The following is a 20,609-nucleotide window of genomic DNA, read 5'->3' on the forward strand; positions in this document are numbered from 1 at the left end:
TTTCAAATGCACAATCTGATGAAGGTCCGTTCATGACGCAGAGCGAGAACAGTGCCGTAGAATCGGCCGAGCATATTCCCGCCTGGGGCACAGGCACAGGCGCAAAAATCCTGTTTGCCATTGCCGTGGCTTTTTCGGTTTTCCAGCTTTGGACTTCCGCTTATTCACCACTGCCAAGTCAGGTCGTCCGCTCTGTCCATGTGGGCTTTCTGCTTCTGCTTCTTTTCGGCCTTTACGCCAATGCGAGCACTGTCGCTTCAAAGCGAACAGCGTTCTGGCTGGCGGCTATCATCGCCTTTGTACTCAGTCTTTATCATTGGGTATTCTATGAAGATCTGGTGATCAGGGCGGGTGAACCGAATACGCTCGATATTGTGATCGGCATTCTCGTGGTCGCTCTCGTCTTCTGGGCTGGGAAAAAGATGATGGGCTGGACCCTGCCTCTCATCTGCGCGATCTTTTTGGCTTACGGCTTGTTTGGACAATATCTCCCGCACCCGTTCAACCACCGGGGTTATGATTTCGAACAAGTGGTCGAGGTTCTTTTTCTGGGAACGGAAGGAATTTACGGCACGCCGATCTATGTCTCATCAAGCTATATTTTCCTTTTTATCTTGTTCGGAGCATTTCTCGAACGTGCTGGCATGATCCAACTCTTCAACGACATTGCCATGGGGACGGTCGGTGCGTCGCGCGGTGGCCCCGCAAAAGTTTCGGTGATCTCCTCTGCCTTGATGGGAACGATCAACGGTTCTGGCGTCGCCAATGTTGTGACCACGGGCGCGTTCACCATTCCGCTTATGAAGCGGTCCGGCTTCCGCCCGGCCTTTGCCGGTGGTGTCGAGGCTGTGGCGTCAATGGGTGGCCAGATCATGCCCCCGGTCATGGGCGCGGTTGCTTTCATCATGGCCGAAACGCTGGGTCTGCCTTATGTTGAGATCGTCAAAGCGGCAATTGTGCCTGCTATTCTGTATTTTATAACTGTCTTCGTGATGGTTGATCTCGAGGCGCGTCGCCTTAAGATGAAAGGCCTCAATAAAAGCGAAATGCCAAGTGCTCTCGAAGCAATCAGAAAACGCTGGTTTCTGGTTCTGCCACTTGTCGCGTTGGTATGGCTGCTTTTCTCCGGCTATACGCCACTTTTTGCAGGCACAGTCGGCCTTAGCCTGACCGCCCTCATCATTCTTGGTGTGCCGGTTTCCGGCTCCATGTCTATGCCTTTGCGTGTGCTGTTCTGGGTCGCGCTGGGTGTCATGTCCGCCGCTGCATTTGGTACGACCTTCAGTATCTTCGGTTATGCCCTACGCGGCATTACGCTGATCATTGCTCTTGTAGCACTTCTGGTCGCGATAAATTTTCTGGTGCGCGGTGGTCGAGAAACGCTCAATCTTTGTCTTCAAAGCCTCGCGGAAGGCGCCAAAAATGCGCTGCCGGTGGGCATCGCTTGTGCTCTGGTTGGCGTCATCATCGGTGTTCTGGCACTCACAGGAGCCGGTTCGACATTCGCCCGTGTGATTGTCAGCGTTGGAGAAAACTCGCTGTTCTTCTCGCTGATACTGACCATGCTTGCCTGTCTGGTACTCGGAATGGGCATTCCAACCATTCCAAACTATATCATCACATCCTCAATCGCCGGCCCGGCGCTTCTTCATCTCGAGGTGCCGCTTCTCGTATCACATATGTTTGTCTTCTATTTCGGTATCATGGCCGATCTCACGCCGCCCGTTGCGCTTGCAGCTTTCGCGGCGGCGCCGATCGCGCGAGAGTCGGGCATGAAGATCGGCATGCAGGCGATCCGAATCGCAGTCGCGGGGTTCGCCGTGCCTTTCATGGCAGTATACGAGCCAGCCATCATGCTTCAGGAGGGAGGACCTCTTTCGGAAAAGTTCGGCTTCTGGCCTGCATTCGCCTATATGTTCATCAAGGCGCTTCTTAGTATCCTGCTCTGGGGCGCAGCCGCGATCGGTCATCTTCGGACGCCGCTGAACATATGGGAGCGCATATGGGCGTTTGCTGCTATTGCGCTCATGCTCGCGACATATCCGTATAGCGATGAGCTCGGCTTTGCTGCCTGTACGGCCTTTCTTGCGTGGCATTTCTGGAGGTCGCGGCCTTCCGTTGTCGCGACATCCGGTTGATGGCGGTCTGCATTGCAACGGCTGGCGGCGTACTGAAAATCGCCGCCACAAGTTTTATTCTTTCGTGGACGCACAGCGTTGAGAAAGTGCCATGGCGGGAGTTCTGGAATGTCACGTCCCAGGGCCTTGCCTTGTCAGAAGCCCGCATCAAAGGTTCTGGCGCCGGAATGGACCCTCCTGCGGATTCTGTTCTTAAGGATGGTTGGTATATCTATCATCCAAACATTCCTCCCCGTCGTGAAATTGTTCTGGCCGCCTCCGGCAAGACGACTGGAGGCTGGACATTTTGCTCAGATCAAAAATGCATGGAACTGGGTAGAATAGAGGAACAACCAATCCATATATTCCCGTGCAACTAAAGCGGCCCCGCTCAGTCCCGCGAAAAATGCGCCACTCGGTTAAGAATGTGACTGGCGGCTGTAGATGAGAAAAACCTTCACAGGACCGTCGCGAATGTAACGATCCCCACCTCTGCCAAACTCCGGCTGTCGCCACGTTTCATTTCGAGCTGTGGTTCGACTGGAGGAAGAACACGTATTCACGTTGACTGGTATGGTAGTATGGTATATTCGGAATTTGAGGAGCCCAATTTATGCAAAGCCCATTATTGCAACCAAAGCACGTCAGTGTGGTCGATCAGCTCTACGCAACGCTGCGGGCTGCCATCATTGATAATGCATTGTCACCCGGCGCCCGGATTTCCGAGGCCGATGTGGCTCAGCAATACGGGGTTAGCCGTCAGCCTGTGCGTGAGGCATTCATCAAGCTAGCCAACGAAGGACTGCTGGAGGTTCGGCCTCAGCGAGGCACCTTCGTCGCGAAAATTTCACTTCAGGCCGTAATGGATGCGCGCTTCGTCCGTGAAGCGGTTGAAGCCGACATCGTGAAGCTTCTGGCTCAATCTCCCGATCAAACGCTGATTACCGAGTTGCGAGCCCAACTCGTTCGTCAGGAAAAGCTTGTCGGCGGATCTGCACGGGACTTCATGGAGGCGGACGAAATATTCCACCGCACTCTGGCCGAAGGCGCCGATAAAGGAAAAGCCTGGCGCGTCGTGGTCGAGATGAAAGCGCAGATGGACCGGGTACGGTTTCTTTCCAGCATGCATTTCCCGGTTGATCGCCTCATTGCGCAACATTGTGCAGTGGTCGATGGGATAGCGAAAGGTGATGCCGTTCAAGCAGAGCAATCAATACGGACGCATCTGCGAGGAATTCTGAGCGATCTACCTGTCATCGAACAGGAGCGGCCCGAGTATTTTCTGTAGGACGCCCAGCAACAGCAAAGACACTATCTAGAGGAGGAAACAATGAAATTTCAGAGTTTTACGCGACTGGCAGCGACCTGTGCCATTCTCGCCGTCATGGGAGGAGCATCACTGGCGCAGGAGGTAACGCTCAAGCTCGGCCATCTCGCCAATGAAGAGAATATCTGGCACAAGGCAGCGCTGAAATTTGCGGAAGAAGTCAAATCTCGTACCGAGGGACGCGTCGCCGTCGAAGTCTATCCGAATGAATCGCTCGGCAAGGAAATCGATGTCATCAACGGCATGCAGCTTGGCACCGCCGATATGACCATCACCGGTGAAAGCCTGCAGAACTGGGCACCAAAAGCAGCCCTGCTTGCTCTGCCATATGCATACAAATCGCTTGAACATATGGACAAGATTGCGTCTGGCGAGATCGGCAAGCAGATCGAGGCAGAAATCATCGAAAAGGCGGGGATTCGTCCTCTGACCTATTTCGCGCGCGGCCCGCGCAATCTTTCTGCCAATCGCGAGGTAACAAAGCCGGAAGATTTGAAGGGCTTCAAGGTTCGCGTGCCGAATGTGCCAATCTTTGTCGCCGCATGGCAGTCGCTCGGTGCAAACCCAACCCCGATGGCCTTCTCCGAGGTTTTCACGTCCCTCCAGAACGGTACCATCGAAGGTCAGGAAAATCCGCTCGCGCTTTTCAAGTCCGGCGGCTTCTACGAAGTTCAGAAAGTCGTCAACAAGACAGAACACGTTCGCTCGTGGATTTATCTGGCCATTTCAGAACGGAGCTGGGGCAAACTTTCGAAGGCCGATCAAACTGCATTGCAGGAAGCCGCCAAGGCCACGCAGGCTTACGAACGCGAATTGTTCATCGCCGACGAAAAGGCGCTCGTCACCGATCTCGAAGGCCGGGGCGTGAAGTTTGTTGACGTGGATCAAGCTGCCTTTGCTGACAAGGCACGCGACGCCGTCATCAACTCCGTACCACAGGAAATCCGTCCTCTGGTCGAACAGGTCTTCAACGACTGAGATAATAGGGCCGCCGGACCTATTCCGGCGGCTGCTACGTCGAGGATACCATGACAAAACTATTCAAAGGATTAGAAGGCATATGCCGCCTTCTGATACTGGCAGCATTTCTCATATTGATGGGCGCGGTGCTGCTGCAGGTTTATGCACGCACGTTTTTGAGCAGCGCTCCGGTCTGGACTGAGGAACTGACCAGATTCTGCCTGCTCTATATTGGTGCGCTCGGCGCGGGTCTCGCGCTGCGTAGTGGCGATATGGTCAATGTCGACCTTCTTTGCGAAAGCCTGCCCGGACGTATGCCGTGGCTGTTGCGACTGGTCAGCGCCGTATTGACGGTGGTCTTTGCTGTTATTCTTCTGCCCGCTGCGTGGGATTACACCATGATCGGGAGTCGTCAGACCGCCCCGTCGCTTGGCTGGCGCATGGATTTCGTCCACGCAACACAGCTCGTTCTTCTTGTCGCCCTGGGTCTCTGGGCTCTGATGCGCATCATTGAAATGCTTTCGGGCCGTCATGACGGGCGCCCTATCCCCAATTCGGAGGAAAATTGATGGGCCTGACCCTTCTTCTTGGCACGTTCGTGCTAGGCCTTACCATCGGCTTGCCAGTAGCTGTGACACTGGGCCTTTCCTCGATGGCCTATCTTCTGTTCGCGGATATCCCTTTGGTTGTTATTCCTCAGAAAATGTATGCCGGAATGGACAGCTTTGTTCTGCTCTGCATTCCGGGGTTCATTCTAGCCGGAAACTTGATGAATTCCGGCGGTATTACCGAACGAATTATTCGCTTTGCAAATGCCCTTGTGGGCTGGATGCGCGGCGGACTGGCACAGGCCAACATTGCAGCCTCCATGCTCTTCGGCGGTATTTCAGGAACCGCAGTCGCCGATGTGGCTTCCGTTGGCGGCATGATGATCCCCGGCATGAAAAAGGTCGGTTATCCAGCGGATTTCTCTGCAGCTGTCACGGCCGCCTCATCGACCGTCGGCCCGATGATCCCGCCAAGCGTGCCAATGATTATCGTCGGATCGCTCTCCGGCCTTTCAGTTGGCAAGCTGTTTCTGGCAGGTGCGGTACCCGGCCTTCTGATGGGTTTTGCCATGATGGTAACGACCTATTTCATCGCTAAGAAGAAAAACTTCCCCCGCGAGGACTGGAAGGGCACCCGAGAACTACTGTCGTCGTTTACCGGCGCGATCTGGGCTATTGCAATGACCGCACTGATCGTGGGTGGCCTGCTGGTCGGCATCACGACGCCGACCGAAACCGCAGTGGTCGCATGCCTTTACGCCGCAGTGGTGGGGCTGTTCGTTTACAGAGAACTGCCGGTAAGCCGGATTCCGAAAATCATCATCGATAGTGCGATCAGTTCGGCCGGCATTCTCGTATTGGTGGGCACTGCCAATGTGTTCGGCTGGATTCTCGTCGCAGAACGTATCCCACAGACACTGGCGAATGCGGTTCTCTCAATCACCGACAACAAGTTCCTCGTTATCCTGCTGATTAACATCCTGCTTCTGTTCGTCGGCATGTTCATGGAGACGATTGCAGCTCTGATCATTCTGTTCGTGCCTCTGCAGGCTCTGGCCTCGGCGGTCGGTATAGACCCCATTCATTTTGCCTGTTTTGCAGTCCTGAACCTGATGATCGGCCTGACGACGCCACCGGTCGGTGTTTGCCTGTTTGTCGCGTCTAATATTGCACGGCTCCCTCTCTCGCCGGTGATCAGGGCAATTATTCCCTATATCGTCACCAATCTGATTGTCCTTCTGATGGTCAGCTACATGCCGCCTCTGGCAACTTGGCTGCCCAACACACTGATGCCGTGAGGCGGAAATGACCGAATTGTCGAACACGCGCGTGATCTGCCTTCACGCACAGGACGATCTGAGGATCGAGACCCGGCCTGTCGGAACACCGGGGCCGGGCGAAGTGCTGGTCACGGTCGAAGTAGGCGGAATCTGTGGATCGGATCTGCATTATTGGCTGGAAGGCGGCATTGGCACGATCCGGGTCCGGGAACCGATCATCCTCGGCCACGAGGCTTCGGGGCGCATCACGGCCCTTGGCGAGGGAGTGACAGGGCTGATGCCGGGGCAGCTCGTTGCGATGAATCCGTCACAACCTTGCGGCACCTGCAGTTTCTGCCAGCAGGGCCTGCCGCGCCATTGCAGTGCGATGCGCTTCAAGGGTTCAGCAATGTATCTTCCGCACGAACAGGGCATGTTCCGCGACAGGATTGTAATTGCGGCTGACCAATGCTTGCCTGTCCCGGACGGAATCGATCCAGGAGCCGCTGCCTGTTCTGAACCGCTGGCAGTCTGCCTTCACGCGGCCAATCGTGGCGAAGCGATTGCAGGCAGCCTGGCCGGCAAGATCGTCATGGTAACAGGCGCGGGTCCGATCGGCGCACTTTGCGTGGCGGTTGCGCGACAACGTGGCGCTTCCGAAATCATCGTGACCGACATTCAGGATGCCACCCTGGCCATCGCCACGCGCATGGGGGCAGACCATACGGTCAATATTGCGACTAATCCAACAGGGCTCATGCGGTGGCAGGAAGGCAAGGGCAAGGTCGATCTGGTATTTGAATGCTCGGCTGCGGCACCGGCCATTAGCGATGCAATTTCCTGCCTGCGACCGCTCGGTACGCTTGTGCAGGTTGGAGTCTCCGGACCGACTGTTCTGCCCCTCAACGTCATGGTGGGCAAAGAAATCCAGTTCGTCGGTTCACAGCGGTTCGATACAGAGTTTGCCGAGGCCGTGCGCCTTATTGGATCGAAGACTATCGACCCCCAGCCGATCATCACGGCGACCCTTCCCTTGACCGAAACCTTGTTCGCCTTTCAGTCGGCCATGGATCGTTCCCGGTCCGTCAAGGTTCAGATTAGTTTCGCTGACGCGTCAGCTTAGCACTGGAAATAGAGAGACAATTAAATGAGACAGACCTGGCGCTGGTTTGGCCCCAAGGACCTCGTGTCCATCGATGATATGCTGCAAGCGGGGGTAGAAGGCGTTGTCACCGCCCTGCATCACGTGGCGACCGGCGCGGTCTGGTCGCCAGCCGAAATCGAAAAACGGCAGGCCGAAATCGCCCGGATGAAGAATGGTGCCCCTTCCGGACTGAAATGGGAAGTCGTGGAAAGCCTTCCCGTTTCAGAAGATATAAAACGCCAGACGGGCGACTGGAAAACTCATATCTCGAACTGGAAGACATCGATGCGCAACCTGCGTGACGCAGGCATCGAGATCATCTGTTATAATTTCATGCCCATCCTCGACTGGACACGTACCGACCTTGCCTACCGGCTGACAAACGGGGCGACGTGTATGCGCTACGACGCCCTCGATTTTGCCGTCTTCGATCTGTTTCTGCTCGAACGCAAAGGCGCATCGGACAGCTATCAGCCTGAACTGATCGAAGCTGCGCGCAAGCGTTTTGCGGAAATGTCGGAGGAGCGGCGGTTTGAACTTTCCGGCAATGTCGTTTTTGGGTTGCCCGGTGCTGCCGAACGCATGTCGATGGATGATGTGAAGATGCATCTCGCCCATTATGACAATATTTCGCCGGAGCGCCTGCGAAATCACTTAATCGATTTTCTGACAGAGGTAAGTCCGCTTGCGGAAGAACTTGGCGTGCGTCTCTGCTGCCATCCGGACGATCCGCCGTTCCCGCTTCTCGGACTGCCGCGCATCATGTCCACTGAAGCCGATTATAAAGCCATCATGGATGCAGTGAATATTCCGGCGAACGGTATCACCCTTTGCACCGGGTCGCTTGGCGCGCGCGCCGATAATGATTTGCCGGGCATGATGAAACGCCTGGGTGATCGTGTGCATTTCCTGCATTTGCGCAATGTCGCACTTGAAGAACGCCATCTCGGTGGATCGTTCCACGAGGCTGCTCATCTTGAAGGCCATACGGATATGGTGACAATGATTGCAGCCATTCTGTCAGAGGAAAACCGCCGCAAATCTGAAGGTCGTGCCGACTGGCGCATTCCTATGCGCCCTGATCACGGTCAGGATATTCTTGATGATCTGAACCGACGCGCTCAGCCGGGGTATCCATCCATCGGGCGCTTGAAAGGCCTGGCCGAATTGCGCGGAATCATGACCGCCCTGTCCCATCCAGATGTCAGGATCGGCAAGTGATACGGCTTTCAGCAGCGGTGAACTATGCAGCAGCGGCCAGTTGGCCCGCTTATACTCCGGAAGATCATGGAGTCGGGATCGTTCATCTTGGTCTCGGCAATTTTGCTCGCGCGCACCTCTTGTCCTATACCGACACCGTGTTGGCACAAAAAGGAGGCGATTGGCGGGTGACAGGGACATCACTGCGCGGAACCACCGTTGCCGACAGCCTGAATCCACAAGACTGCCGCTATACATTGATCACACGCGGCCCCGTCACAGAAGCGCATGTGATTGGAGCGCTGGACCGGGTACTATCCGGCCCAACGGTTGGCCATGATACACTGGATGCGATGACATCTCCCGGCTGCCGTATTGTCAGTCTGACCGTGACGGAAAAAGGATATGGTATCACCAGTGACGGTACGCTGGACCGTGAGCATCAAGCGATCGCCGCCGACCTCGCCAATCCTGAGAGGCCGACCAGCGTGATTGGCCTTATCGTGGGGGCGCTTTCCCACCGTATGGCCAGTGGATTGTCACCGTTCACCGTGCTCAGTTGCGATAATCTCTCCCATAATGGTCAGAAGTTACGGAACGCTGCATTGGTCTTTGCCCGGGAAACTCGTAGCGAGCAGCTGTCTCGCTGGATTGCGAACAACGTCAGTTTCCCTTCAACGATGGTGGATCGGATCACGCCAGCCTCAAATGTCCTGACCGCTAAACTAGCTGCTGAATTGACGGGACGAGAAGATCAGGCCGCTGTTGAAACCGAACCCTTCAGCCAATGGGTGATCGAGGATAAATTCTGCGCAGGACGGCCGGAATGGGAATGTGCTGGCGCCCTCTTCGTCAACGATGTCACCCCATATGAAAACATGAAACTGCGAATGCTGAACGGGGCACATTCAATGCTCGCCTATAGCGGGCAGCTCTCGGATAAAAGCTTTGTCCGAGACGTGATGGCCGACCCCGATCATGCTGCACTCGTCCGTCGTCACCTTGCTGCCGCTGCGGCAACTGTAGAAGGACTATCCATCGATCTCAACGCCTATGCCGTCGCCCTCGCTGAGCGGTTCGCCAACCCGGCTATCGCCCATTCCACCGCACAGATTGCAATGGATGGAACACTGAAGCTCCCCCAACGCATCACTACCCCAGCCCTGGAAGCACTGACATCGGGCAAACCGTACAGAGCCTTTGTCTTTGCTCTCGCTGCGTGGCTTGCCTATCTGGCTCGAAAGAGGAACGAAGGCCACCCAGTTTCATTGAATGATCCCAAAGCGACCGAGCTTCTGAACGGATTGAAAGATATCGAGACATCGGAGGGGATAATCCATGCGGTTGCCTCTGTGTGCCCGGACGTCCTTCCCGAAGCACTGACAGATGGCGCGTTCGGTTCAGCTCTGCGTGATACGCTTCATGCAATCCAGTCGGAAGGGATCTTGACGGTTATCAAACGGGAGGCTGCAGAGGCAGCGTGATGCTTCGACACTCATGAAAGACGTATCGGAGCATGTTGTAAGCGATATTGGCGATGCCAATATTCACCGTCGCTTTGTTGGTGCCAATCGTCCTGATGCAGAGCTTCATCTTGTTCTTCTGCGTGGCAAAGACATGCTCGACAGCGAACCTGATCTTTGCCCCCGTTTCGCCCACGACATCAAATCCGGCATGGGCTTGCCCTCCGGCTTTCGCTAATGGATGCTGACTACTTGTCAGTTTTGCGCATACCGCGTTTTTGCAAGAGAGTGTGTGAAGTAGAGTTTTCAGTCAGCGCTTGTGCTTGTATCAGGTTTACTTCCATTTCTTCAAAGCGAGGATTGGCTCTCAGACTACGGACTTCATCAGAAAGCAGCGACCGATTTCACCTATGCGCCTTGAAAGATAAGAACCTACGATCCTGAAACTACGCATGCTATCTGCCTGAATTGCTTAACAACGAATTTAGGCTAAACGTCTGTTATGGGGCCGGACACTGACCATTCGCTTATGCTCTATAAACGGAGTTAGCTGCCATTCGGCAGCAGATCAGTCCTGCTGCTACCCGATCAGATTGTGGCCCTACATGAGCTTTTCCGCTCGCTTTCGCATTGTTGACTCAAGTTCGAGTGAGTGCCGAGCAATCTTGTCAAAACAGACAGACGTTGTCTCATTGATGGCACGCAGTTCTCCATCGAGCGAACCCACCATCATCTGGCGAAAGGTGATTGATGAACGCCCAACCTTCAACACCTGTGAGCGGATCGTCAGCAGGTCTCCGGCCGGTACTTCCTGCTTGTATTCAGTTGTCGAGTGCACGTCCGCCCAACCGAAACTCTCATCCGGGATTTTCCCGGCAATGTGGCCCAAGAGCTGAAAGCTCGCATCATCGAACATACCGGCATAGTGCCGGACATTCATGTGTCCCATGACATCGCACATCCACGGATGCGCGACACCAACAAAAGTAACAAGACCACTCATCTCGCCACCGATTGATAGCCGCCGAGGAAAGCCGTGAGGTTATCGCCCAGCGCATCGCACAGATATCCACCTTCCTGCACGATGACAGTTGGCAGACGAAGCTTTGCAATTGCTTCGGCAATGCGTCCGAAACCGTCAGTGGTGACCGACAATCCGCCGAACGGGTCGCCTTCAAATGGATCAAGGCCCAGCGCGATCACCAGCGCATCCGGTGCGAAGGCTTCAATACGGCGGAAGGCCGTATCAAGTGACGCAAGGAATTCGGCATCACCGGATTTGCGCAGCAGCGGCAGGTTGAGATTGTAGCCCAGTCCCGCGCCCTCGCCGCGTTCATCAGCATGGCCCCAGAAGAATGGATAGAAGCGCACCGGATCGGCATGGATCGAGACGGTCAGCACGTCGGGGCGGGCATAGAATATGCCCTGCGTCCCGTTGCCGTGATGAAGATCCACGTCGAGGATCGCCACGCGCTCGGCTTTCGAGTGCAGGCGCTGGGCTGCGACCGCCGAATTGTTGACGAAGCAGAAGCCGCCCGCCACATCGGCAAACGCATGATGCCCCGGAGGACGACAGAGCGCATATGCCGCGACATCGCCTGCAAGCACCGCATCGGCGGCATCGACCGCGCTCCACGCGCTCCAGCACACGCTTTCCCACGTATGTTCAGCAATCGGGCAAGCCGTATCGGCCATGTGATAGCCGACCTGTCCCACGGCGGATGCCGGATAACGGCCGTCACGCGCCAGCGGATGAATGTTCGGGATCACCTCTTCCGAAGCCTCATCAATACGCCGCCAGCGGGCATGGATGTGCTGGAGGAATTCAAGATATTCCGGCGTATGCACGGCTGCAATCGGGCCAAGGCCATGATCTTGCGGACGGATAATCTCACAGCCTGCTGCCTTCGCGCCCGCGAGCAGGCGCTCGACACGCTCAGGCTGCTCGGGGTTAGGCTGCGGCGCACCGCTGGAAAGAAAGGCTTTCGGGTCGTGACGCTTTTGCTCGACAGCGTAAAAGGCTTTCATGATTACTCCCTGATTTGATTGATACGTGCCAAGCGGGCGAAATCATCGCCATAGGCACCATGATCGCGGTCAGCTTCGATCCAGCCGATACCCAACCGGTCATAAAATCTTTGCGCTGCGACATTGTCCCGATCCACGGCCAGCCGCAGATAGACGCCGCCCCGTGCCATTGACCAGGAAGCGACATGGCGCAAAAGCACCTCGCCAATCCCTTTGCCGCGAAAGGCTTCATCGACATAGAGGTCCTGCACGTAGACGCCGGGCTTGCCATACCATGTCGAGAAGATCGGGAAGAACAGGGCCAGCCCGGCAAATACCTCGTCCACCTCGGCAATCAGGCTGGTGAAAGCAGCATAGGGACCGAAACCGTAACGACGGAAATCCTCAACCGTGCTGGAGATTTTGTCTGTAGCGCCGAGTCCCGCACCCATCGTGCAGATTGCTGCGTGAATCTGTTCGGCATCGGCAAGCTCGCCAAGCCGGACCACGACGCCGGTTTTACTGTCCAACACGATCTTCGGCATCAAAACGCCACCCTGTCTCCACCTTTGAGGCCTAGATATTCACGCGCCTCGTCAGGCGTTGCAACATCCAGCGACAGGCCGTCAAGAATGCTGCGTATGCGTCGCACCTGATCAGCATTGCTCTTGGCAAGCTGGCCGCGCCCGTCATAAAGGCTATCTTCCAACCCGACGCGGACATTGCCGCCCATCGCCGCTGCCATGGTAATCATCGGGATCTGGTGCCGTCCTGCCGCCAGCACGGAGAAGGAATAGTCGTCACCGAACAGCTTGTCGGCGATGCGCTTCATATGCATGAGATTGTCCGGATCGGCTCCGATACCACCCAGAACACCGAAGACGAACTGGATGAACAGATGGCCGGACACCAGCCCCCGGTCGCGGAAATGCGCCAGCGAATAGAGATGGCCGACATCGTAGCATTCGAATTCGAAACGCGTGCCGCAGCCCTGTCCAAGGCTGGTCAGAATGCCTTCCATATCCGCGAAAGTGTTCTTGAATATCGAATGACGCGTGGCTTCCAGCAGTTCTGGCTCCCACGCATGTTTCCATTCACGCGGTTTGTCGAGCGCTGGGAACAGCGCGAAATTCATCGAGCCCATGTTGAGCGAACACATTTCCGGTTGCGCCTTAAGCGGCGCGGCCAGCCGGTCCTCCAGCGTCATCAATGACGAGCCGCCGGTAGAAATATTCACCACCGCCGCCGTCGATTGCTTGATGCGCGGGAGGAACTGCATGAACAGGTCCGGATTGGCGGAGGGCCTGCCGTCACGTGGATCGCGGGCATGAAGATGCAGGATGGATGCGCCCGCTTCCGCCGCCGCGATGGCTTCGCTCGCAATCTCGTCCGGCGTCACCGGCAGATGCGGCGACATGGAGGGCGTGTGGACGGAGCCTGTCACCGCGCAGGTGATGATCACCTTGCGACGCGTCTTCTTCTTGTCGGTCATGATTCAGGTTCCTTACGCATTCACGGGCAGTTTGAGTTCACGCGCCAGAACCTCCAGCGTGTCACCGAGAATGGCGGTGATCTCGCCGACCTGTTCGCGGCTCACGATCATTGGCGGGCAGACGAGGAAATGATCGCCCTCGACACCGCCGCGCGTGCGGCGCGAATAGATGATCAATCCGCGCTCATAGGCGAGATCGACTATGCGCTGATGGGCATTCAGTTCCTTCGGCAGCGGCTTCATGGTTTCGGGGTCGGAAACAAACTCGGCCGCCAGCAGCAGGCCCTTGCCGCGCACATCTCCGATGAAGGGAAAGCGTTTTGCAAGCCCTTCCAGCTCACCCTTCAGCGCATCGCCCATGCGGGCGGCATTGCCGACCAGATTGAGACGATCAATCTCTTGAAGCACCGCCTTGCCTGCCGCACAGGCCAGCGGATTGCCGGCATAGGTGAAACCGTGCAGGAAGCCACCTGCATCCAGAACCGGTTGGACGATACGGGCCGGTGCTGCCATCGCACCAAGCGGGCAATAGCCGGAGGCAAAGCCCTTGGAAAGCGCGATGAGATCGGGCTTGCAGTTCCAGTGATCGCCGCCGAGAAACTTGCCGGTACGCCCGGCACCGCTCATCACCTCGTCGTGGATCAGAAGGATGCCATAGCGATCGCATATTTCGCGGATGCGCGGATAATAGCTATCGGGCGCAACCAGCGCGCCGGTGGACGCCCCGCCGATCGGCTCCATGATGAAGGCGAGTACGCTTTCAGGGCCTTCTTCCTGAATCTTTTCCTCCAGCATGTCGGCATATTTCTGGCCGCGCTGTTCCATCGTGAGATTGTCACGGTCGAGATAGGCGGTCGGTGCCGGGACTTTGGGCATTTCGCGCATGATGGGCGCGAAGGGCTCGCTCAGGGCTGCGTAGCCGGTGACAGCCAGCGCGCCAAGCGTGCCGCCATGATAGGACGGAAAGCGCGAAATCACTTTCCAGCGTGTGCCCTGCCCGGTCGCAACTGCCCACTGGCGGGCAAGCTTGATGCAGGATTCAACCGCTTCCGAACCGCCGGAAACGAAGAAAATCTTGTCCAGACCCTCCGGCATACGCTCGGCGGCCATGCGTGCCAGATCTTCTGCCGGTTCGTTTTCAAAGTGCAGGCGATAGGCGAAGGTCACGCGGTCCATCTGCTCTTTCATGGCATTGAGCACGTTGCGATTGCCATGGCCGATATTGACCACCATCGCGCCGCTCGATCCGTCGATGACGCGGCGTCCGTCCTGATCCCAGATGTAGATGCCCTCGGCACGATCCACCAGCGGCCTGCGCAGGCGCGACTGGTAGAAAAGATGCGATGCCGGGCGTTCGTTCTGTGCTTTTGTGTTGAGCATGGCGTTACTCTGTCAGCGCTTGAGATATTGGTTGAGAACATTGGCTGTCACACGCTGGACCATGCGGTCGCCGCGTTTGAGAGCCGCTACCCACTCGCAGCTTCCGGCGTGGAAGACCTCGCCCTTGCCGCGCGGGAAATTGACGATCATGCCGCAGCCGCGCTTGATGCGTTCAACGGCTGCATCACCATTGTCGCCGATCAGCGTATCGGCCACGAATTTGGCATCGGCATCGGAGAGGAACTGGTCGTCGGCTGGAATATCCGCACTCTCTTCCTTGAGAGACGACATGCCAAGCGCCAAGATCTGTAATCCATCAGGAGCGCCGCTGCCCTCCTCCGGCTCCGGCAATCCTCCCCGGATCACATAGTCGAGCCCGTCGACCTCATAGCCGAAAGCATGGCCTTCCGAGCCCAGAAGATCACCGTAATAGATGCCAGTTCCTGCAAAGGCCCAATGCTCTGGGCGATAGACCGGGAAACCGCGCACGCCGCGCGGGGCGCAACCACCCCAGCCGACATAAAGCCCGCGCAAAGCGTTGAGGCCGAAAGTTTCGGCAGCAGGCCGTCCGGTTTCCGTCGCTTCCCAGCACCCGCTGGTACGGCGCGGATCGGCGGAACGATAGACCGGATCTTCGGCGCGGGCGCGATATTTGTAGCAGGTCTGGCGCTTGCCATTGTCCTCAAGTCGGGTCTGCCACATGAAATTACCCGCAAAACGGGCCGCACGACCGCCGCCATCGACATAATTATCGACGGCATCGCGCATTTCCCACGTCCAGTATTCGTCGTGACCGACAAAAGCCACGCAGTCATAACCGTCAAGAATTTCCGGCGAAAAATGCAGCTCGTGCTGGCTGGCGAGATCGACCGCATAGCCTTCTCGTTCCGCCCAGCGGAAGAACAGGCTGTCATAGCTTGCCCAGCCGGAAGAGGTATATTTCTTGGAATAGCCGTTGGCATAGGCCCATTCCATATGCGGATAGCGCGGGGGGGCGGCTGGCGGCGTCACGATTTCCAGCGGCACGCGCGGCGCATCGGACGGCAGGACAACAAAGCCACGGCAGAACGGGCGCTCGATGCTCACCGTCGTCGCATATTGATCGCCATTCGGCCCGGTAATACCCTGATAATGGTTGGAACCGCCCCATGTATTATAGGCCGTCCATGTGCCGGTGGCAGCGACCTGCAGGATACGGCCCTGCTTGCGACCCGCCGCTGGGCGCAGGATGAAAAGGTGATGGCAATGGATCGGCTGTCCGTCATTGCCATGCGCCTTCAGCGTGATGCGATAAGCGCCGGAAGGCCAGTTCTCATCCGTCTTGAAATCGAAAGTCGTCTCCCAGCCGCAACCGACAACCGAACATTGCGCTGGTGTGTCCTGCCATTTGCAGTCAATCCCGCGTTTGGAGAAGACCGGCGTTTCCACCGCTCCATCCCGCACGATTTCGATATCGAAACGCGACGCGGTCGCACTCACCTGAAGATGAACCGTCGCGCCCGGCAGATAGGAATAGGCGTCGGTATAGCACCAGATTTCACCGCGCGGCCCATCCATGCCGGGATATTCGTAATAATGACCAAGCACGGCTTCACGCCGCTGCGCCGGGGTCAGCCCGAAATCGGGAAATTCCCCGAAATTCGCAAACTCGTTGTTTCTCTCGCTCATGCCGACACCTCACGCAGCCAGATATTTCTTGAGGAAGGAGCGGGTACGCTCCTGCACCGGATTGCTGAGAATCTGATCTGGCGGTCCCTCTTCCACCACCACGCCGCCATCCATGAACAGGATGCGGTCAGCGACCTCGCCCGCAAAACGCATCTCGTGCGTGACGATCAGCATCGTCATGTGTTCGGCGGCAAGCTGCTTCATGACGGCATTCACTTCGTCCACCAGCTCGGGATCGAGCGCCGAAGTGGCCTCGTCGAACAGCATCACCTTCGGCTGCATGGCGAGCGCACGCGCAATGGCCACACGCTGCTTCTGACCGCCTGACAGGCGCGAAGGATAGACGTCGATCTTGTCGGCAAGGCCTACCTTTGAAAGAAGCTCGAGCGCCAGCGTGCGGGCTGCGTCCTTGCCCATGCCCTTGAGCTTGATCGGGCCGAGCGTAATGTTTTCCAGCACCGTCAGATGCGGAAACAGGTTGAAGTGCTGAAACACCATGCCCATCTGCTGGCGCACCGCATTGATGTGCTTTTCGAATGCCTGCCCTGCCAGAGGCTGGTTGACCTGCACGCCATCGAGCCAGACTTCACCGCCATTCAGCGTTTCCAGATGATTGATCGAACGCAGAAGCGTGCTTTTGCCGGAACCGCTGGGGCCGATGATCGCCACGATCTGACCGCGCGCCACTGAAAGGTCAATGCCTTTCAGCACTTCCAGCGCGCCGTAAGCCTTGCGGGCATCCTTCACTTCGACCATCGGTTTTGCAGATTTGGAGCTGCTCATCGCGTGACCTCCACTTTTCTTTCAATGCGCCGCAACCCGGCCTCAAGAACGAGATTGACCACGTAATAGATGGCCGCGACGGTGATATAGAATTCAAACGGGCTGAAGGTTTCGCTGATGGCAAGCTGGGCGCTGTGCACCAGTTCGGCAATGCCGATGATCGAAACCAGCGACGTGTCCTTCAGAAGAACGATCATGTTGTTGCCAATGGGCGGGATCGTGTTGCGGATCGCCTGCGGAATGACGACATAGCGCAAAGCCTGACCATGGCTGAACCCGATGGAACGGGCACCTTCCATCTGGCCGGGATCGACAGCCACAATGCCTGCGCGGATGATATCTGCATTATAGACGGCAAAGTGCAGGCTGAGGCCGATAATGCCAGCGCCAAGCGCGGGGATATTGATGCCGATCTGTACCAGCCCGAAATAAATCAGGAACAGTTGCAGCAGAAGCGGCGTTCCCATGAACAGCCACATGAAGAAGCGCACCGGATAGGCCAGAATGGCTGGTGCATAAAGCACAACTAGCGCAAATGCGATCCCGAGCACGAAGCTCAAGAATGCCGACGAAACGGTCAGAACCAGCGTCCACCAAAGGCCAGTCAGGAGCAGATCCGTATAGGGAGTGACGATGCTGAAATCGAGGGCTTGCATCCAGTCCTCCCTCACTGCGCCGCGAAGCGCTTGTCGAGAAGATCGACCCCGCGCGCGACGATATAGATGATGATCATGTAGAGAACGGCAGCAACGCCGAAAATCTCGAACGGCTTGTAGGTCGAACCGATGAAACGCTGCGCCGTATAGGTCAGCTCAACCACCGAAATGGTGGAGACCAGCGCTGAACCTTTCAAAAGGGCAATGGCATTGACGCCAAGCGGACGGATCATCAGTCGAGCCGCCTGCGGCAGCACGACGAACCGCATGGTTTGGCCGCGCCCGAAGCCGATGGAGCGCGCCGCTTCGCTCTGCCCGCGATCAACGCTCTGGATCGCGCCACGGATCGATTCCGACATGTATGCGCCGATATTCAGTCCCAGCCCGATGACACCAGCGGCAAATGGTTCCAAATTGATACCGATCTGCGGACCGCCGAAATAGAGAATGAAGAGCTGCACAAGGCAAGGCGTGCCGCGAAAGACGCTGACATAGGCCGCCGCCAGTCCTCGCAGGATGGGTGAGCGGGACAGGCGGCCTGCCACGAGTATTGCAGCCACCACAAGGCCCAGGATCAGGGCCAGCGCGGAAATTTGCACAGTTACCCATGCAGCCTCCAGAAAGAACGGGAGGACGCGCTGCATCAACGCAAAATCCATCGGAAAACTCCGGTCAATCGGTTCTCAACCGGCCCGGACATATGCCGGGCCGGGATGACGTATCAGCGAATATCGCTGCCAACCCATTGCATAGAGATCTTCTCGTAGGTGCCGTCGGCCATGATCTCGTCGAGAGCCTTCTGCATGGCTGCCTTCAGCTCCGGATTGTTCTTGCGGATGGCGATGCCAATGGCAACGCTGCCGCCTTCGATATCGGGCGTATCGAGCCTGCGGACCTTCTGTCCTGTTTCCTTGATCGCCACCATGACCGGGATATTATCGACAACAATAGCGTCGACACGGCCCGAATTCAGTTCGAGCATCAGTTCCGGCAGGCCCTTGTAGGTGCGAATGGTCCAGCCACCCTGTTCACGGGCCCACTTCTCATGGGTTTCACCAAGCGTCACGCCCAGCGTCTTGCCCTTGAGATCATCGAGCTTTTGAACGCCAGAGTCTTCCTTCACGAAAACCGCGCGACCTGCATGATAATACGGCCCAACAAAATCCACCGCCTTTTCGCGTTCCGGCGTGATCGTCATGGAGCCAACCACCGTGTCAAACTTGCCTGCCCGAAGACCGGCGACGATACCGTCCCATGCCGTGGTAATAAGCTGTGGCTTGAGCTGCATGCGCTCGGCAATCGCCGAACCGATGGAAGCGTCGAAACCCACGACTTCATTCTTCTCATTGACGAAATTGAACGGCGGGTACTGTCCACTCATGGCGATCTTCAACTCGCCTGATGCCTTGATCTTTTCAAGATCATCCGCCTGTGCAGGTGCAACCGCAAAGACTGCGGTGGCTGCAATCGCGGCAGCGGCAATGAAACCCGTGAATTTGTTAAACATGCTGTTCCCGACTTCCCTTTGTTTGTTTTTCTTGAGGCTTTTTGATGCCTTCCAATATTCATGATTGCTTTTATGGATGCATTTCGCAAATAGATAATGGGAATGTATTGCATAGATTTCATGAATGGATGATGCCATGTCGTTACATCGCCCTGAACGCCTTGTCTGGGATCTGGACTGGAATCTTCTGCGCAGTTTTGTGGTAATTGCGGAGGTCAAAAGCATCACCCGCGCAGCAGAGCGGCTCAACCTGAAGCAGCCGAGCGTGAGCAATGCGTTGCGCCGATTGGAAGACCGCATCGGCCAGCGGCTGGTGGAGCGCGACGCAACCCATTTTGAACTGACGGACGTCGGCAAACTCCTCTATGAACAAAGTATCGAGGTCTTCGGTGCCATTTCCCAACTGCCGCAGCTTGTGCGCGGCGTCGGTGACGATGTAACCGGCCATGTCACCATATCGGTGGCCAGCCACATTGTTTCGCCGATCTTCGACCAGGCGCTTGGGCTTTTTCACGAACAGCATCCGCGAGCGACGCTGACGATCAATGTATCCGCCAGCACCGAAGTCGCACGGCTGGTTCGGGAGAAGCGCGCTTCGTTCGGCCTCGGTCTGGTGAGCAATCGCGATCCCGCGCTCGACTACACCATGGTCTATCGTGAATTCTTCGGCTTTTTCTGCGGTCCCCGACACCGGATGTTTGGCCAATCCGAGCTGACGCTCGCCGATCTTAAGGGAGAACCGTCGGTTTCATTTCAGACCGACCACATTGCTGATGCGCTGCGACCGGTAGCCCTATTGCGCAGTGAGGCGCGACTTTCGCCAGATGTGGTCGGCACCTCTTCCAGCCTTGAGGAAGTGCGCCGGATGATTATCACCGGTCTCGGCATCGGCCCGCTTCCATTGCATGTCGCGCGACGCGAAATCGATGACGGCCTTCTCTGGCGTCTGCCGCCTTATGATAATCCGCCTGCCATCGATGTTTTCCTGATCCACAATCCTGAAGCCAATCTCAACAAGGCCGAAAAGGCCATGCTGTCCGGACTGAAATCCATCATTGCATCAACGCCCCTTGATGAGCGCATCTACCAGGATTGATG

General features: G+C 56.7%; 21 protein-coding genes. 11 read left to right on the forward strand and 10 right to left on the reverse strand.

Going from position 1 to position 20,609, the window contains the following annotated elements; genetic code table 11:
* The first annotated feature begins 32 nt into the window (after positions 1-32).
* The 10 genes from F9K94_RS17550 to F9K94_RS17595 all read left to right on the forward strand — a co-directional run bounded on the left by F9K94_RS17550 (position 33) and on the right by F9K94_RS17595 (position 10,256).
* Positions 33-2,138 carry a TRAP transporter permease gene (locus F9K94_RS17550; RefSeq protein ID WP_151647276.1) on the forward strand — a complete coding sequence of 702 codons (2,106 nt, stop codon included), beginning with the start codon at positions 33-35 and terminating at the stop codon, positions 2,136-2,138.
* Positions 2,138-2,497, forward strand: coding sequence for a DUF1850 domain-containing protein (locus F9K94_RS17555; RefSeq protein WP_151647278.1), 360 nt, complete (start codon positions 2,138-2,140; stop codon positions 2,495-2,497). Before F9K94_RS17550 ends, F9K94_RS17555 begins: the two co-directional genes overlap by 1 nt.
* Positions 2,498-2,730: 233 nt before the next feature.
* Positions 2,731-3,405, forward strand: coding sequence for a GntR family transcriptional regulator (locus F9K94_RS17560; RefSeq protein ID WP_061345635.1), 675 nt, complete (start codon positions 2,731-2,733; stop codon positions 3,403-3,405).
* Positions 3,406-3,447: 42 nt separating this feature from the next.
* Positions 3,448-4,422 carry a TRAP transporter substrate-binding protein gene (locus F9K94_RS17565; protein WP_151647280.1) on the forward strand — a complete coding sequence of 325 codons (975 nt, stop codon included), beginning with the start codon at positions 3,448-3,450 and terminating at the stop codon, positions 4,420-4,422.
* A gap of 50 nt (positions 4,423-4,472) precedes the next feature.
* Positions 4,473-4,973: a TRAP transporter small permease gene (locus F9K94_RS17570; protein WP_061345637.1), complete on the forward strand. Its 501-nt coding sequence runs from the start codon at positions 4,473-4,475 to the stop codon at positions 4,971-4,973.
* Positions 4,973-6,250: a TRAP transporter large permease gene (locus F9K94_RS17575; RefSeq protein ID WP_151647282.1), complete on the forward strand. Its 1,278-nt coding sequence runs from the start codon at positions 4,973-4,975 to the stop codon at positions 6,248-6,250. The genes F9K94_RS17570 and F9K94_RS17575 overlap by 1 nt, the downstream gene beginning before the upstream one ends.
* A 7-nt stretch (positions 6,251-6,257) precedes the next feature.
* Positions 6,258-7,334 (forward strand): L-idonate 5-dehydrogenase, encoded by a 1,077-nt coding sequence (locus F9K94_RS17580; protein ID WP_151647284.1) that lies wholly within the window; start codon positions 6,258-6,260, stop codon positions 7,332-7,334.
* A 24-nt stretch (positions 7,335-7,358) separates the two neighbouring features.
* Entirely contained in the window at positions 7,359-8,576 is a 1,218-nt protein-coding gene (uxuA, locus tag F9K94_RS17585; protein WP_151647286.1) for a mannonate dehydratase, read from the forward strand.
* Positions 8,573-10,039: a mannitol dehydrogenase family protein gene (locus F9K94_RS17590; RefSeq protein WP_151647288.1), complete on the forward strand. Its 1,467-nt coding sequence runs from the start codon at positions 8,573-8,575 to the stop codon at positions 10,037-10,039. The genes uxuA and F9K94_RS17590 overlap by 4 nt, the downstream gene beginning before the upstream one ends.
* A 13-nt stretch (positions 10,040-10,052) precedes the next feature.
* Entirely contained in the window at positions 10,053-10,256 is a 204-nt protein-coding gene (locus F9K94_RS17595) for a hypothetical protein (RefSeq protein ID WP_151647290.1), read from the forward strand.
* 363 nt (positions 10,257-10,619) lie between these two features.
* Here F9K94_RS17595 and F9K94_RS17600 read toward each other — a convergent pair whose 3' ends face one another.
* The 10 genes from F9K94_RS17600 to F9K94_RS17645 all read right to left on the reverse strand — a co-directional run bounded on the left by F9K94_RS17600 (position 10,620) and on the right by F9K94_RS17645 (position 19,511).
* Positions 10,620-11,021, reverse strand: coding sequence for an acyl-CoA thioesterase (locus F9K94_RS17600; RefSeq protein ID WP_151647292.1), 402 nt, complete (start codon positions 11,019-11,021; stop codon positions 10,620-10,622).
* Positions 11,018-12,046 (reverse strand): histone deacetylase family protein, encoded by a 1,029-nt coding sequence (locus F9K94_RS17605; protein ID WP_151647294.1) that lies wholly within the window; start codon positions 12,044-12,046, stop codon positions 11,018-11,020. Before F9K94_RS17605 ends, F9K94_RS17600 begins: the two co-directional genes overlap by 4 nt.
* 2 nt (positions 12,047-12,048) lie before the next feature.
* The gene (locus F9K94_RS17610) at positions 12,049-12,570 is read right to left on the reverse strand and encodes a GNAT family N-acetyltransferase (protein WP_151647296.1); all 522 of its coding nucleotides are present in this window, start codon (positions 12,568-12,570) and stop codon (positions 12,049-12,051) included.
* A complete protein-coding gene (locus F9K94_RS17615; RefSeq protein ID WP_010660814.1) occupies positions 12,570-13,517 on the reverse strand; it encodes a BKACE family enzyme in 948 nt (315 codons plus the stop codon). The genes F9K94_RS17610 and F9K94_RS17615 overlap by 1 nt, the downstream gene beginning before the upstream one ends.
* Before the next feature lie 12 nt (positions 13,518-13,529).
* Positions 13,530-14,897, reverse strand: coding sequence for an aminotransferase family protein (locus F9K94_RS17620; RefSeq protein ID WP_151647298.1), 1,368 nt, complete (start codon positions 14,895-14,897; stop codon positions 13,530-13,532).
* 12 nt (positions 14,898-14,909) lie between these two features.
* Entirely contained in the window at positions 14,910-16,565 is a 1,656-nt protein-coding gene (locus tag F9K94_RS17625) for a N,N-dimethylformamidase beta subunit family domain-containing protein (protein WP_151647300.1), read from the reverse strand.
* A gap of 9 nt (positions 16,566-16,574) precedes the next feature.
* The gene (locus F9K94_RS17630; protein WP_010660811.1) at positions 16,575-17,321 is read right to left on the reverse strand and encodes an amino acid ABC transporter ATP-binding protein; all 747 of its coding nucleotides are present in this window, start codon (positions 17,319-17,321) and stop codon (positions 16,575-16,577) included.
* Positions 17,322-17,344: 23 nt separating this feature from the next.
* Positions 17,345-18,004 (reverse strand): amino acid ABC transporter permease, encoded by a 660-nt coding sequence (locus tag F9K94_RS17635; protein ID WP_011982599.1) that lies wholly within the window; start codon positions 18,002-18,004, stop codon positions 17,345-17,347.
* Positions 18,005-18,015: 11 nt separating this feature from the next.
* Positions 18,016-18,663: an amino acid ABC transporter permease gene (locus F9K94_RS17640; RefSeq protein ID WP_029928208.1), complete on the reverse strand. Its 648-nt coding sequence runs from the start codon at positions 18,661-18,663 to the stop codon at positions 18,016-18,018.
* Positions 18,664-18,725: 62 nt separating this feature from the next.
* The gene (locus tag F9K94_RS17645; RefSeq protein WP_061345682.1) at positions 18,726-19,511 is read right to left on the reverse strand and encodes an ABC transporter substrate-binding protein; all 786 of its coding nucleotides are present in this window, start codon (positions 19,509-19,511) and stop codon (positions 18,726-18,728) included.
* A gap of 136 nt (positions 19,512-19,647) precedes the next feature.
* Here F9K94_RS17645 and F9K94_RS17650 point away from each other — a divergent pair, with 136 nt between their 5' ends.
* Complete coding sequence (locus tag F9K94_RS17650) at positions 19,648-20,607, forward strand: LysR family transcriptional regulator (RefSeq protein WP_151647302.1); 960 nt, start codon at positions 19,648-19,650, stop codon at positions 20,605-20,607.
* Positions 20,608-20,609 lie beyond the last annotated feature (2 nt).

The organism is Brucella tritici (genome assembly GCF_008932285.1).
GTDB classification, from domain to species: domain Bacteria; phylum Pseudomonadota; class Alphaproteobacteria; order Rhizobiales; family Rhizobiaceae; genus Brucella; species Brucella tritici.

What these genes read in the sequence shown, in the direction of transcription:
- uxuA (WP_151647286.1), top strand. Translation starts at nt 7,359, where the DNA reads ATGAGACAGACCTGGCGCTGGTTTGGCCCCAAGGACCTCGTGTCCATC.
- F9K94_RS17580 (WP_151647284.1), top strand. Translation starts at nt 6,258, where the DNA reads ATGACCGAATTGTCGAACACGCGCGTGATCTGCCTTCACGCACAGGAC.
- F9K94_RS17625 (WP_151647300.1), bottom strand. Translation starts at nt 16,565, where the DNA reads ATGAGCGAGAGAAACAACGAGTTTGCGAATTTCGGGGAATTTCCCGAT.
- F9K94_RS17600 (WP_151647292.1), bottom strand. Translation starts at nt 11,021, where the DNA reads ATGAGTGGTCTTGTTACTTTTGTTGGTGTCGCGCATCCGTGGATGTGC.
- F9K94_RS17630 (WP_010660811.1), bottom strand. Translation starts at nt 17,321, where the DNA reads ATGGTCGAAGTGAAGGATGCCCGCAAGGCTTACGGCGCGCTGGAAGTG.
- F9K94_RS17575 (WP_151647282.1), top strand. Translation starts at nt 4,973, where the DNA reads ATGGGCCTGACCCTTCTTCTTGGCACGTTCGTGCTAGGCCTTACCATC.
- F9K94_RS17650 (WP_151647302.1), top strand. Translation starts at nt 19,648, where the DNA reads ATGTCGTTACATCGCCCTGAACGCCTTGTCTGGGATCTGGACTGGAAT.
- F9K94_RS17635 (WP_011982599.1), bottom strand. Translation starts at nt 18,004, where the DNA reads ATGCAAGCCCTCGATTTCAGCATCGTCACTCCCTATACGGATCTGCTC.
- F9K94_RS17570 (WP_061345637.1), top strand. Translation starts at nt 4,473, where the DNA reads ATGACAAAACTATTCAAAGGATTAGAAGGCATATGCCGCCTTCTGATA.
- F9K94_RS17645 (WP_061345682.1), bottom strand. Translation starts at nt 19,511, where the DNA reads ATGTTTAACAAATTCACGGGTTTCATTGCCGCTGCCGCGATTGCAGCC.
- F9K94_RS17620 (WP_151647298.1), bottom strand. Translation starts at nt 14,897, where the DNA reads ATGCTCAACACAAAAGCACAGAACGAACGCCCGGCATCGCATCTTTTC.
- F9K94_RS17640 (WP_029928208.1), bottom strand. Translation starts at nt 18,663, where the DNA reads ATGGATTTTGCGTTGATGCAGCGCGTCCTCCCGTTCTTTCTGGAGGCT.
- F9K94_RS17595 (WP_151647290.1), top strand. Translation starts at nt 10,053, where the DNA reads ATGAAAGACGTATCGGAGCATGTTGTAAGCGATATTGGCGATGCCAAT.
- F9K94_RS17615 (WP_010660814.1), bottom strand. Translation starts at nt 13,517, where the DNA reads ATGACCGACAAGAAGAAGACGCGTCGCAAGGTGATCATCACCTGCGCG.
- F9K94_RS17610 (WP_151647296.1), bottom strand. Translation starts at nt 12,570, where the DNA reads ATGCCGAAGATCGTGTTGGACAGTAAAACCGGCGTCGTGGTCCGGCTT.
- F9K94_RS17555 (WP_151647278.1), top strand. Translation starts at nt 2,138, where the DNA reads ATGGCGGTCTGCATTGCAACGGCTGGCGGCGTACTGAAAATCGCCGCC.
- F9K94_RS17550 (WP_151647276.1), top strand. Translation starts at nt 33, where the DNA reads ATGACGCAGAGCGAGAACAGTGCCGTAGAATCGGCCGAGCATATTCCC.
- F9K94_RS17565 (WP_151647280.1), top strand. Translation starts at nt 3,448, where the DNA reads ATGAAATTTCAGAGTTTTACGCGACTGGCAGCGACCTGTGCCATTCTC.
- F9K94_RS17605 (WP_151647294.1), bottom strand. Translation starts at nt 12,046, where the DNA reads ATGAAAGCCTTTTACGCTGTCGAGCAAAAGCGTCACGACCCGAAAGCC.
- F9K94_RS17560 (WP_061345635.1), top strand. Translation starts at nt 2,731, where the DNA reads ATGCAAAGCCCATTATTGCAACCAAAGCACGTCAGTGTGGTCGATCAG.